Below are 12,187 nucleotides of genomic sequence, written 5' to 3'. Positions count from 1 at the left end.
CCACCAATGCGTCAACCGCCGCTTTGTGGGCGGCTGATGGTGATCGACCGTTCACCGCTGGGCTAACGTCGGCAGCAGTCCCTCCCCACCCGTCTGCCCTCACCCGCGGAGTCCCGATGAGCACTGCTGCCGCCCCCGTCCGCTCCGGAGCGGTCCTCGCCGACCTGCTCCCCGCCGCCCGGCACCGTTACGCCGTCGACGCGGCCCTCGTCCTGGGCGGCGCCGCCCTCACCGGCCTCGCGGCCCAGATCGCCGTCCCGGTCCCCGGCTCCCCGGTCCCCGTCACCGGCCAGACCTTCGCCGCGCTGCTCATCGGCACCTCGCTCGGCGCCCGCCGCGGCTTCCTCTCCCTCGCGGTGTACGCGGTCGTCGGCATGGCCGGCATGCCGTGGTTCGCCGAGGGCACCTCGGGCTACGCGATGCCGTCCCTCGGCTACATCCTCGGCATGCTGCTCGCCGCCACCGTGGTCGGCGCCCTCGCCCGCCGGGGCGGTGACCGCTCGGTGCTGCGCACGGCGGGCACGATGGCGGTCGGCTCCGCGGTCATCTACGCCGTCGGCGTGCCCTACCTGGCCCTCGCCACCGGCATGTCCCTGAGCGCCGCCGTCGCGGCCGGGCTCACCCCGTTCCTGATCGGCGACGCCCTCAAGGCGGCCCTGGCGATGGGCGCGCTGCCCGCCGCCTGGAAGCTGCTCGGCCGCCGCGACTGAGGCGGAAGGCCGTGAAGGGGCCCGCCGGACCATGACGGTCCGGCGGGCCCCTTCACGTACGTACGTCACACGCCGTCAGCCGCCGGCGGACGCCTTGCGGCTCCGCACCTCGCGCACCAGCGAGATGCCCACCACCAGCGCCGCCACCAGCAGCGAGAGCACGACCTGCTCACGGGCGGTGTCGTCGGTCAGCATGTAGACCAGGACGAAGGAGATCATCGCGATCGTCGCCCAGGTCAGATACGGGAAGAGCCACATCCGCACGACGAGCCTGCCCGGCGACTCGCGCAGGATGATCGCGCGCATCCGCAGCTGGGTGAAGCAGATGACCAGCCAGACGAAGAGCGCCACCGCTCCCGAGGAGTTCAGCAGGAACTGGAAGACCGTGTCGGGCCACTGGTAGTTGAAGAACACCGCCACGAAGCCGAAGACGACCGAGGACAGGATCGCCGCCTGCGGCACGCCCCGCCGGTTGACCTTGGCGAAGGACTTCGGCGCGTCGCCCCGCTCACCGAGCGAGAACGCCATCCGGGACGCCGTGTACAGGCCGGAGTTGAGACAGGAGAGCACGGCCGTCAGCACGATGAAGTCCATCACCTGACCGGCGTGCGGGATGCCGATCGAGTCCAGGGCGGCCACATAGCTGCCCTTCTCCAGGATCGACGGGTCGTTCCACGGCAGCAGGGTCAGCACGACGAAGATCGAGCCGAGGTAGAAGACGGCGATCCGCCAGATCACGCTGTTGGTGGCCTTCGACACGGCCCGCTGCGGGTCCGCCGACTCCCCGGCCGCCAGGGTCACGATCTCGCTGCCCATGAACGAGAAGACCACCATCAGCACACCGGTGAGGACGGCCCCCGGCCCCTCGGGGAAGAACCCGCCGGAGTCCGTGAGGTGCGCGAGCCCCGAGCCGGGGTTGTCGGAGCCGGGCAGCAGCCCGAAGACGGCGAGCAGGCCGACCACCACGAACGCGGCGATCGCCACCACCTTGATCCCGGCGAACCAGAACTCGAACTCGCCGTAACTGCCCACCGAGACCAGGTTCGTGGCGGTCAGTACGACCATCACGATCAGCGCCCACGCCCACTGCGGGACGCCCGGGATCCAGCTCTCCAGGATCTTGGCACCGGCCGTGGCCTCCACGGCGAGCACGACGACCCAGAAGAACCAGTAGAGCCAGCCGATGGAGAAACCGGCCCAGCGGCCCAGCGCCTGGTCGGCGTAGGCGGAGAAGGAGCCGGAGCTGGGACGGGCCGCGGCCATCTCGCCGAGCATCCGCATCACCAGGACGACCATCAGGCCGACCATCGCGTACGAGATGAGGATCGCCGGACCGGCCGCCGCGATGCCCGCACTGGAGCCCACGAAGAGCCCGGCACCGATCACACCGCCGATCGCGATCATCGAGAGGTGGCGGTTCTTCAGTCCTGCCTGAAGCCCGTCCGACGAGTCCGGCCGGTCCGGCTCACCGGGCTCGTGGCCCGGCTGCGCCAGCGTCGTCTGCGACGTCATGGGGGGAGTCCTTACGTTTCCGTGCATGAGGGTGCCCGCCCTGCTCCGCGGTGGGGTGGTGCGGATCCGCGGTGAGGTGGTGCGGAGCCGCGAGGGGTGGTGCGGAAGTCAGGGCAAGGCCACGCATTCAAGCCCGGAGAACAGTGGAAGAGGAACCCCCTCCTCCGGATCATTTGCCTGATCATTGCTCAAGTGAGCCTGGTCACACCGCCATGAGCGGGCGGCCGTGACCCCGCTGACGGCCGCCCCGCGATGTTCGTGCCACACTTCGCACCATGCGCGTGTACCTCGGATCCGACCATGCCGGTTACGAACTCAAGAACCACCTCGTCGAGTGGCTCGGGGCCCACGGCCACGAGGCCGTCGACTGCGGTCCCCACATCTACGACGCCCAGGACGACTACCCGCCGTTCTGCCTCCGCGCCGCCGAGCGGACGGCCGCCGACCCCGACAGCCTCGGGATCGTGATCGGCGGCTCCGGCAACGGGGAGCAGATCGCCGCCAACAAGGTCAAGGGCGTCCGCGCCGCACTGGCCTGGAGCGAGCAGACCGCCGCCCTCGGCCGTGAGCACAACAACGCCAACGTCGTCGCGATCGGCGGGCGGATGCACACGCTGGAGGAGTCGACCAAGTTCGTCGAGATCTTCCTCTCCACGCCGTACTCGAACGAGGAGCGCCACACGCGCCGCATCGAGATGCTCTCGGCGTACGAGACCACCGGCGAACTCCCCCCGATCCCGGCCCACCACCCGCAGCAGGACTGACACCCCCCGTGCCGCCGGGCCCGCGCCCGGCGGCACGGCCATGTCCGCCGCCGCACCCCGGCCGGTACGCCACCGCCGTACTCTCCGGCCCGGACGCCCCACCCCCGTACCCCCACAGGGAGCAGCCCGCCGTGCCCGAGGGACACACGATCCACCGCCTCGCCCAGGACCACGCCGAGCGGTTCGCGGGCGGTCCGGTCCGGGTGAGCAGCCCGCAGGGGAAGTTCTCCGACAGCGCGGCCCTGCTCGACGGGCACACCCTCACCACCACCGACGCCCACGGCAAGCACCTCTTCCTGGGCTTCGGCACCACCGGCTGGGTCCACATCCACCTCGGCCTCTTCGGCAAGCTCGGTTTCGGCACTGCCCCGGTGGAACCGCCCACCGACACGGTCCGCCTCCGGCTGGTCAACGCGGACCACTACGCCGATCTGCGCGGCCCCACCACCTGCGCCCTGATCACCGAGCCCGAGAAGCGCGCGATACACGAGCGCCTGGGCCCCGACCCGCTCCGCGGCGACGAGGACGGGGAGCGCGCCCGGCAGCGGATCTCCCGCAGCCGGACCACCGTCGCCGCCCTCCTGATGGACCAGAAGGTCATCGCGGGCGTCGGCAACGTCTACCGGGCCGAGGTCCTCTTCCGCCACGGCATCGACCCGTACCGCACCGGCAAGGACCTCACCCGCGCCGAGTGGGACCTCATCTGGGCGGACCTGGTGGAGCTGATGCGCGAGGGCGTCCGGAACAACCGGATCGACACCGTCCGCCCCGCGCACCTGCCCGAGGCGATGGGCCGCCCGCCCCGCAAGGACGACCACGGCGGCGAGGTCTACGTCTACCGCCGGGCCGGCCTGCCCTGCCACATCTGCTCCACCGAGATCCGGACCGCGGACCTCGCCGCCCGCAACCTCTTCTGGTGCCCCCGCTGCCAGCCCCCGGGCGGCCGGGCCGACGCCTGAGACCCCCGGCCCGGGAGCCCCGGCGCCCACGCCACCCGCGAGCCGCACGGGAGGGTCCCGGGGCGGCCCGGAAGACCGTTCCGCACGCCCCGGGACCGCCCCCGTACGCGCCGGAAGACCGTCCCGGACGCGCCGGAAGACCGTCCCGTACGCCCCGGGACCGCCCCGTACGCGCCGGAGTACCGTTCCGTACGGCTCAGAACCCGTGCGGCAGCCACGGCTCCACGTGCCACGAGAAGGCCGACGAGACCTCCGCCAGTGCTCCCGGCCGCACCTCGCGCACCCGCCCGGCCGCCGCCAGCGAGGCGAACGGCACCCCGCCCAGATAGGCGGCGCCCAGCTCCCGTACCGACAGCTCCAGATCCGGCGTGCGATCCGGCGCACGCCGGCACGTGGCGGTGCCCTTCGCATCCGCCACCAGATGCCAGCGCCCCGCGTTCCACGGGCAGAAGGCGTCCTCCACCTCCAGCACCACATCCACCGGCGTCCGGTACGCGCGCGCCTCCAGGGCGGCGCCGACCTCCACCAGCCGTACGTAGAGCGAGTCCTGCACCACCGCCCCGCACCGCCGCACGTCCGAGACCAGGTGCATCAGCGGCTCGTCCACCGGGCGCGACCCGGTCTCCAGGGCCGACGTCAGGTCGATGCCGAAGAGGAACCGCCACAGCGCCGCGTACGACGCCGGGTCCAGCGCCGCCAGATCCCGCAGCGCCACCGTCCCCTTCGGCCCCGCCCGGTCCCAGTCGGGCCGCACCCGGAAGGTGGCGTACCCCGTCACCTCGCCGTCCCGCTCGGCCAGCACGCACTGCAGGGGCGAGGCGCCCGCCCGGTCCTGGGCCGTGTCGACCACCGCGGCCCGCTCCCACTTCGGCTGCCGCACCGGCGTGCCCGGACGCTCGGCGGCGAGCCGCCCGTACACCTCCTCGCAGGCGGGCAGGGCCGCCACCGGGTCCGTGTACCGCACCCGCACCCCGTCCGTGCCCGGCGGCACCTCCAGGCTCACGCGGGAGGTGTCGATGTCCAGCTTCAGGGCGCGGGTCGCGGCCCCGTAGCCGAAGCGCCCGTAGATGGCCGGCTCCGACGCCGTCAGCACGGCGAGCGGCTCGCCCCAGGACCGTACGTCGTCCAGCTGGCGCCGCATCATGGACCGCAGCAGTCCGCGCCGCCGGTGCGTCCCCGCGACGCTCACCATCGTCACCCCCGCCGTGGGCACCGCGGCGCCGCCCGGCACGGTCAGCCGGAAGCTGTACGCCCCCGCCGTACCGACGCACGTCCCGCCCTCCCAGAGGCCGAGGCACCTCTCGTGCTCGGTCAGTTCCTGCCAGAGTTCGCGCGACTCCGGGGCGCTCTCCACGCCCCCGAAGGCGCGCTCCAGACAGGAGAACCAGGGGTCCCATTCAGCAGGTCGCAGCACACGCGGTTCGGAAGTCATGGCTCATGCCTACCAGGGCGGGCGGAAGCGGACGACCCGATTTCGCGTGCCTTGTCACCGGGGTCCCCCTGCACCGGAGCCGCCCGGGTGGATAGGGTCCGGGCAATGGCACGTCGCGCAGGAGTGGACGACTTCTGGGCCCGGTGGCGGAGATCGGCGCACCGGGCCCGCATCGGGCTGCGCAGATCCGGGGTGGACTACTTCCGGGGCGACGGCTCCGACTGGATCGCGCTGGCCGGTCTCCTGCTGACGATTCCGGCCATCACCTTCGCCACCATGACCAGCCCGGTCTGGGTCGACCCGGCCGCCCTCGCCCTGCCCATCGTCGCGGGCGGCCTCCTCCTGCGCCCGGCCAGCCTGCTCGGTCTGTACGCCACGGCCGCGGCCGCCCTGATCGTGGAGGCGCTGACGCTGGGGCCGTACGCGGACGGGCCGGCCCGGGTCACCCCGGGCACCGTCCTGGTGGTCGCCGCCTGCGGGTTCTTCGGCCTGGTCCTCGCCCAGTTCCGGGCCCGGGTCGGGGTGCCCTGGCGGCGCGGCGGCACCATGCTCTTCGACCTGCGCGAACGCATCCGGGTCCAGAGCGCCCTGCCCCGGCTGCCCCAGGGCTGGCACCGGGAGATGGCCCTGCGCCCGGCCGGCGGCCAGTCCTTCTCCGGGGACTTCGTCGTCGCGGCCCGCACCAACGGCGGCCGGACCCTGGAGGCCGTCCTCACCGACGTCTCCGGCAAGGGCATGGACGCGGGCTCCCGGGCCCTCCTGCTCTCCGGAGCCTTCGGCGGGCTGCTCGGCTCGCTGCCGCCGCACGGCTTCCTCGCCGCCGCCAACGGCTACCTGCTGCGCCAGGACTGGGACGAGGGGTTCGCGACCTCGATCCACCTGGTGCTGGACCTGGAGTCCGGGGACTACGAGATCTACTCGGCCGGTCACCCGCCCGCCGTCCAGCTGCACTCGGGCAGCGGGCAGTGGGAGGAGAAGTCCGGGGAGGGGCCGCTGCTCGGGGTCTACGACGGGGCCGAGTTCGACGCCGTCAAGGGCTCGCTGGCACCGGGGGACGTGCTGATGCTCTTCACGGACGGCCTGGTGGAGGCGTCCGACCGGGACATCGCCGAGGGCATCGACCGGCTGACCGGCGAGGCCGACCGCTATGTCTCCACCGGCTTCGAGGGCGCGGCCTGGCATCTGATCGAGGCCTGCGCCAAGGACGTCAACGACGACCGGGCGCTCCTGCTGCTCTCGCGCAAGCCCTGAGGGAAGCCGCTCCCGCGCAGGCCCCGAGGAAGCCGCTCCCGCTTCCGTCCTGACCGGAAGGCGGCCGGGTGGGCGGGCCGTTCGTTCCGACGGCGGGACGCCCGTCGTCCGGAGGCGGTCGATCCCGCCTCGGACGACGGGCGCGGACACCCCGTCGACCCCCGTCAGACCCCGTCAGACAGGGACCGGGACCTGCTTCTGATCCTTGTCGCCGTCCTTGCCATCGCCGTCATGGCCGTCACCGCCGCCGCCGTCACCACCGCCGTCCTTGCCGCCGCGCGGGCCCGGCAGGATCCGGGCCAGCCAGTGCGAGCGTCCGGCGGCGAGGGGAGCGAGGACGGCGAGCAGCAGCACATAGCCGGCGATGAACGGCGAGAGCCGCTTGTCCAGTCCGGCCGCCGCCGCCATCGTGGCCAGGATGAGCGCGAACTCGCCCCGGGCCACCAGGGTGGTGGCGATGTTGGCCGTGGCCTGGGTGCCGAAGTCGTAGATGCGGGAGGCCGCGAGACCGGCGGCCACGTTCATGGCGAGCGTCAGGACGACGGCCGCCACCACCGGCCAGAAGACGCTGGGCAGGTCGCCCGGGTCGATGGAGAGGCCGAAGGCGAAGAAGAAGATCGCGCCGAAGGCGTCCCGCAGCGGGTGGACCAGCTTGAGGATGCGCTCGCCGGAGGCCGTCGAGCCGAGCATCAGACCGACCATGAAGGCACCGATCGCGTCGGCCACGCCGAACATCTCGGAGACCCCGGCGATGAAGACCGCGGCACCGAGGAACGAGATGACCAGCAGCTCGTCGTCCCGGGTGTTCATCAGCTTGCCGATGACCTTCGTCCCGAACCGGGCGGCCAGGGCGAGCAGCAGCAGGAAGCCGAAGGCCTTGCCGCCGTCGACCAGCATGGCCGAGAGGCTGTCCGCGCCGGAGAGGATCGGCTGGAGAGCGGCGAGGTAGAGGGCGAGGAAGACGTCCTCGACGACGATGATGCCGAGGATCGGCCGGGTCTCCGGGTTACCGATGCGCTTCAGGTCGACCAGGATCTTGGTGACGATGGCGGACGAGGATATGCCGAGCACACCGGCGAGGACCAGCGCCTCCGACGTACCCCAGCCGAGCGCGAAACCGAAGGCCAGACCGGCGCCCACGTTCAGGACCAGATAGGTCCCGCCCGCGATGGCCATCTTCCGGCCGCCCGTCTTCAGGTCGTCCAGGTGGAATTCGAGCCCCAGGTAGAAGAGCAGGAGGACGAGCCCGAGGGCGGAGAGCATCTCCAGGTCGTGCGGGTTGGAGAGCAGCGTGTAGCCGGGGGTGTGGGGGCCCAGGAGGATGCCGGCCAGGATGAACAGGGGGATCGTCGGCAGCCCGATGCGGCCGCCGAGGCGGGCGAGGACGGCAGCGGCCAGGAAGGCGCCGCCCATGGCGAGGAGGGTGTCTGCGTGTCCGATGAGCCTGTTCCTTCGAGGTAGGTCAAGAGGGCGGGGTGGGTCAAGAGGACGTCAAGGGGGCGTCAATAAATCATCAGTAATTAGTTTACCGAACGATTGACGCTGCAACTATGGAGACGTCGAATCGTCGGCTTTTGTCTGCTTTGCCCCCAGGAGTCCCGACGGCTCGCACCGCCCCGTGAACCGAAAGGATTCGGCCAACCCGGAAACGCGACGATCCCCCGCGGCGGGCGCCGCGGGGGATCGGGTGGGGGGAGGGTGCGGGGGAGGGTTCAGTGCTTCGCGAGGACCTTCCGGTTCTCCGGGTCCTGCGGACTCCTCCGGTCCTGGGGGTTCTTCGGGTCCTTCCGGAAGGCCCAGCGCATATCCGGTTCGGTGGCGAACTTCAGCGCCCGGCGCACGGGCGGCGTGCACATGAGGGTGACGGCCACCGCGGCGGCGATCGAGACGACGACCAGGCCGATGGGGTTCGAGAGCCAGGGGTACTCGTCGAACAGGCCCGCGTACCGGGCGCCCTTGATCAGGAAGCCGTGGAGCAGGTAACCGCAGATGGTCCCGGCGCCCAGCACGGTGAACCAGGTCCTCCGGCCCGGCACCAGGGCCAGGAAGCCGATGGTCAGCACCAGGCCGCAGCCGAACAGGATCAGGGTGATGACCGGGCCGGACCACCACGGCACGTTCAGTTCCTGGGCGCTGTTGGCGCGGTAGAGCCAGCTGAGCCAGACGTGCGGGGCGATCCAGTAGGCGAGGACCAGCGTGCCCGCGAAGAGCGGCAGGGCGAGCAGCCGCACCTCGCGGCGCCGCACCAGCTGGAAGTGCTCGGGCTTCAGCAGCAGGCCGAGGACGAAGAACGGCAGGAACTGGAAGACGCGTTGGAGGTCCAGGTCGTCGCCGATCGTGGGGGAGACCGTGGCCAGCATGGCGATGGCGAGCGCCACCAGCAGCGGGTGGCGCAGGGTGAGCCAGATCGGCGTGGTGATCCGCCAGATGAACAGGGCGGCCAGGAACCAGGTCAGGTACCACGGGTCCGTCAGGCTGATCTCCGCGTCCGTCTGCCCTCCCGCGTAGCGCCGGAAGACCGTGTAGGCCGTCTCGAACAGGATGTACGGCACCACGACACCGGTGAGCAGCCGCTTCACCTTCGGCGCGGACATGTCGAACGTACGCGAGAAGTAGCCGGAGATGAGGATGAAGGCCGGCATGTGGAACGCGTAAACGATCATGTACAGCGCCCGGGTGGCCCGGCTGCCGTCCATCACCGGTTCCCAGGCGTGCGCCACCGCGACCAGCACGATGGCCAGGTACTTCACGTTGTCGAAGTAGGGGTCACGCTTCCCCGCCGCCGCGGATGCGGGCGCGGAGGCCGGAGCGGTGGCCTTCGGCGTCTGCTCGCGTCTGGGTTCCGACTCCGGGGTCGCCGGGGGGAGCGGAGCCCTTGTGAATACGCTCGGAGCTTGGAACATCTAAGGCACCTTAGACCTGTCGATTGCTTCGCGTAAAACCGCGACGGGATATCGCGTGTTCCCCTCCATTCACATGCGAAACCGTCGAGAAGTGACCGTTATGGCATACTTGATCCGCCTTAAACAGGGCATATCGGTCCAGGAGTTGGGCGTGTGAAATATCTCCCGCGCGACGCCGCGAATTACCTGTGAACGACCTGTGAGGGAAAGGGGCCGGAATCCGCCGCCGAAGCCCGGTGGCGTTCCGTGAATATGTGCCCAAAGGATTGCGCGCCGCGAGCCCCGCCCCACCCTGCGTAGAGCCCCCGCGAGCTGGGCAGGATGGCGGGATCCGGTCAGTGTGATCCGTCACCCGGCAGTGGACAGCGGGGAGTTGGTGGCACGATGGACGCGACGGGGCGTGCGGTGGTGTGCGTTTCCGGGCCGGCAAGGCGGACCGACCGAGGGTGTGATCAGACGTGGCTATTTCCCTGTCTATGGTGCTGCTGTTCGCGGTCATCCTGGTGGTGATGATCCGTGGCGGCTCCATCAAGCCCGGCCCCGCGATCGTCGCCGCCCTCTTCGGCTTCTTCCTGGCGTCGACCGGCATGGCCCCGTCGATCAACAGGTTCATGAACTCGATAGCGGACACGATCAACCAGATCAGCTTCTGACGCCGGGTCGGCGTCTTCCGGTCGCAGGGGTGGGCCGCGTCCGCCACGCGCCCCACCGCGCGCACCCGCGCCCGTATCCACCCGTGCACGCAAGAGGGCCCGGTCCGACAGAAGTCGGACCGGGCCCTCTTGTTGTGTGGAGCGGGCGACGGGAATCGAACCCGCGTAGCTAGTTTGGAAGACTAGGGCTCTACCATTGAGCTACGCCCGCGAGCGCCGCACGGCAGGTCCACCGGACCGCGGCACGAAGAGCATCGTAGCGGGTCGGCGGCGGTGTCCGCACACCCGTTGACCCCGGCCCCGGACCGTCGCCGCCCGGCCCCTCCGTAAAGCGGCCGACGCACGGCTCCGGCCCATGTACCCTACGTGTCGCACCGACGGGGTGTGGCGCAGCTTGGTAGCGCGTCCGCTTTGGGAGCGGAAGGTCGTCGGTTCGAATCCGGCCACCCCGACCACCGGCAAGATCGCATTGGGGGAGTCCTCCTCCTTGCCGTTACTATGCAGAATGCGTGCCCGTGTGTCTGATGTACCGGGCTCGGTCCGCGAAGCCGCCGATCGGCGGCCCAGCAGAACCCCAAGAAGTCAGCCACCAAGGAGACCGAACCGTGAAGAGCGCCGTGGAGACCCTGAACCCGACCCGGGTTCGGCTCAGCATCGAGGTGCCCTTCGAGGAGCTCAAGGACAGCCTCGACGCGGCGTACAAGAAGATCAACCAGCAGGTCACGGTGAAGGGCTTCCGCAAGGGCAAGATCCCCGCCCGGGTCATCGACCAGCGGTTCGGCCGCGGTGCTGTGCTGGAGGAGGCCGTCAACGACGCGCTTCCGAAGTTCTACACCGAGGCGGTCAACGAGGGTGAGCTGAACGTCCTCGGCCAGCCCGAGGTCGACATCACCGAGCTGAAGGACGGCGAGCTGCTGGCCTTCACCGCCGAGGTGGACGTGCGCCCCGAGATCGAGATCCCGGACTACTCCGGCATCGAGGTCACCGTCGACGCCCTCGAGGTCACCGACGAAGAGGTCGAGAAGGCCGTGGAGCAGCTGCGCGAGCGCTTCGCCTCCACCAACCCGGTCGAGCGCGCCGCCGCCGAGGGCGACGTCGTCACGATCGACCTCGAGGCCAAGGTCGACGGCGAGGTCCTGGAGGACGGGGTGGCCGCCGGTGTCTCGTACACCATCGGTTCCGGCGAGCTGCTCGACGGCATCGACGAGGCCGTGACCGGTCTGGAGGCCGGTGGCGAGGCCACCTTCACCTCGCAGCTGAAGGGCGGCTCCGCCGAGGGCAAGGACGCCGAGGTCACCGTCAAGGTCACCGCCGTCGCTGCCCGTGAGCTTCCCGAGCTGGACGACGACTTCGCCCAGATGGCCAGCGAGTTCGACACGCTGGAGGAGCTGAAGGCCGACAGCCGCAAGCGCCTGGAGACCACCAAGCAGTACGACCAGGCCACCCAGGCCCAGGAGCGCGTCCTGGAGGAGCTGCTGAAGCTCGCCGAGGTCCCGATCCCGGAGAAGCTGCTCGCGGACGAGGTCCAGACCCGCAAGCACAACCTGGAGCACCACCAGCTCGGCCAGATGGGTCTCGACCTGGAGAAGTACCTCGAGATCCAGGGCAAGACCCTGGAGGAGTTCGAGAACGAGACCTCCGAGCAGGCCGTCAAGGGCATCAAGACCCAGTTCATCCTGGACGAGCTGGTCAACAAGGAGAAGCTGAACGTCAACCAGGAGGAGCTCACCGAGCACCTCATGCGGCGTGCCGCCTCCTCCGGCATGAGCCCGGACCAGTTCGCCCAGGCCGTCGTCGAGGGCGGCCAGGTGCCGATGCTCGTCGGCGAGGTCGCCCGCGGCAAGGCGCTCGCCGTGGTCGTCGAGGCCGCCAAGGTCGTCGACACCAACGGTGAGATCGTCAACCTGGAGGACGACGAGGACGAGGCCGCCGAGACGGCCGAGGCCGCCACCGAGGCCAAGGCCGACGACGCCAAGGCCGAGGAGAAGAACGAGGCCTGAGCC

10 protein-coding genes and 2 tRNA genes are annotated in these 12,187 nt (G+C 70.6%); 7 read left to right on the top strand and 5 right to left on the bottom strand.

The features are described 5' to 3' along the window. Nucleotides 1–116: 116 nt before the first annotated feature. The gene (locus ACQ9ZG_RS09970; RefSeq protein WP_018487178.1) at nucleotides 117–710 is read left to right on the top strand and encodes a biotin transporter BioY; all 594 of its coding nucleotides are present in this window, start codon (nucleotides 117–119) and stop codon (nucleotides 708–710) included. Between the two features lie 75 nt (nucleotides 711–785). Here ACQ9ZG_RS09970 and ACQ9ZG_RS09965 read toward each other — a convergent pair whose 3' ends face one another. After that, the gene (locus ACQ9ZG_RS09965; RefSeq protein WP_028415199.1) at nucleotides 786–2,222 is read right to left on the bottom strand and encodes an amino acid permease; all 1,437 of its coding nucleotides are present in this window, start codon (nucleotides 2,220–2,222) and stop codon (nucleotides 786–788) included. A gap of 275 nt (nucleotides 2,223–2,497) precedes the next feature. Here ACQ9ZG_RS09965 and ACQ9ZG_RS09960 point away from each other — a divergent pair, with 275 nt between their 5' ends. Together ACQ9ZG_RS09960 and ACQ9ZG_RS09955 are read left to right on the top strand one after the other, a co-directional pair. Beyond that, complete coding sequence (locus ACQ9ZG_RS09960) at nucleotides 2,498–2,986, top strand: ribose-5-phosphate isomerase (RefSeq protein ID WP_018487176.1); 489 nt, start codon at nucleotides 2,498–2,500, stop codon at nucleotides 2,984–2,986. A gap of 131 nt (nucleotides 2,987–3,117) precedes the next feature. Further along, the gene (locus tag ACQ9ZG_RS09955) at nucleotides 3,118–3,945 is read left to right on the top strand and encodes an Fpg/Nei family DNA glycosylase (RefSeq protein ID WP_109917703.1); all 828 of its coding nucleotides are present in this window, start codon (nucleotides 3,118–3,120) and stop codon (nucleotides 3,943–3,945) included. A 196-nt stretch (nucleotides 3,946–4,141) separates the two neighbouring features. Here the strand turns inward: ACQ9ZG_RS09955 and ACQ9ZG_RS09950 are convergent, their stop codons facing one another. After that, complete coding sequence (locus ACQ9ZG_RS09950; protein WP_109917704.1) at nucleotides 4,142–5,377, bottom strand: GNAT family N-acetyltransferase; 1,236 nt, start codon at nucleotides 5,375–5,377, stop codon at nucleotides 4,142–4,144. 105 nt (nucleotides 5,378–5,482) lie between these two features. On the opposite strand from ACQ9ZG_RS09950, the gene ACQ9ZG_RS09945 reads away from it, so the two are divergent. Continuing rightward, nucleotides 5,483–6,628 (top strand): PP2C family protein-serine/threonine phosphatase, encoded by a 1,146-nt coding sequence (locus ACQ9ZG_RS09945; protein WP_026237374.1) that lies wholly within the window; start codon nucleotides 5,483–5,485, stop codon nucleotides 6,626–6,628. A gap of 174 nt (nucleotides 6,629–6,802) precedes the next feature. On the opposite strand, the gene ACQ9ZG_RS09940 is transcribed toward ACQ9ZG_RS09945, so the two are convergent. Beyond that, complete coding sequence (locus tag ACQ9ZG_RS09940) at nucleotides 6,803–8,041, bottom strand: cation:proton antiporter (protein WP_109917705.1); 1,239 nt, start codon at nucleotides 8,039–8,041, stop codon at nucleotides 6,803–6,805. A 299-nt stretch (nucleotides 8,042–8,340) separates the two neighbouring features. Then, the gene (locus ACQ9ZG_RS09935; RefSeq protein ID WP_109917706.1) at nucleotides 8,341–9,531 is read right to left on the bottom strand and encodes an acyltransferase family protein; all 1,191 of its coding nucleotides are present in this window, start codon (nucleotides 9,529–9,531) and stop codon (nucleotides 8,341–8,343) included. A gap of 458 nt (nucleotides 9,532–9,989) precedes the next feature. Here ACQ9ZG_RS09935 and ACQ9ZG_RS09930 point away from each other — a divergent pair, with 458 nt between their 5' ends. Next, a complete protein-coding gene (locus tag ACQ9ZG_RS09930; protein ID WP_026237373.1) occupies nucleotides 9,990–10,184 on the top strand; it encodes a hypothetical protein in 195 nt (64 codons plus the stop codon). Nucleotides 10,185–10,321: 137 nt separating this feature from the next. On the opposite strand, the gene ACQ9ZG_RS09925 is transcribed toward ACQ9ZG_RS09930, so the two are convergent. Beyond that, a tRNA-Gly gene (locus ACQ9ZG_RS09925) sits at nucleotides 10,322–10,395 on the bottom strand. Between the two features lie 167 nt (nucleotides 10,396–10,562). On the opposite strand from ACQ9ZG_RS09925, the gene ACQ9ZG_RS09920 reads away from it, so the two are divergent. Together ACQ9ZG_RS09920 and tig are read left to right on the top strand one after the other, a co-directional pair. Next, nucleotides 10,563–10,639, top strand: a tRNA-Pro gene (locus ACQ9ZG_RS09920). Between the two features lie 150 nt (nucleotides 10,640–10,789). After that, a complete protein-coding gene (tig, locus tag ACQ9ZG_RS09915; RefSeq protein ID WP_018487169.1) occupies nucleotides 10,790–12,184 on the top strand; it encodes a trigger factor in 1,395 nt (464 codons plus the stop codon). Nucleotides 12,185–12,187 lie beyond the last annotated feature (3 nt).

This window comes from Streptomyces araujoniae (genome assembly GCF_050871195.1).
Lineage (GTDB): Bacteria > Actinomycetota > Actinomycetes > Streptomycetales > Streptomycetaceae > Streptomyces > Streptomyces bacillaris.
This window is presented reverse-complemented; position numbering and strand designations above follow the sequence as displayed.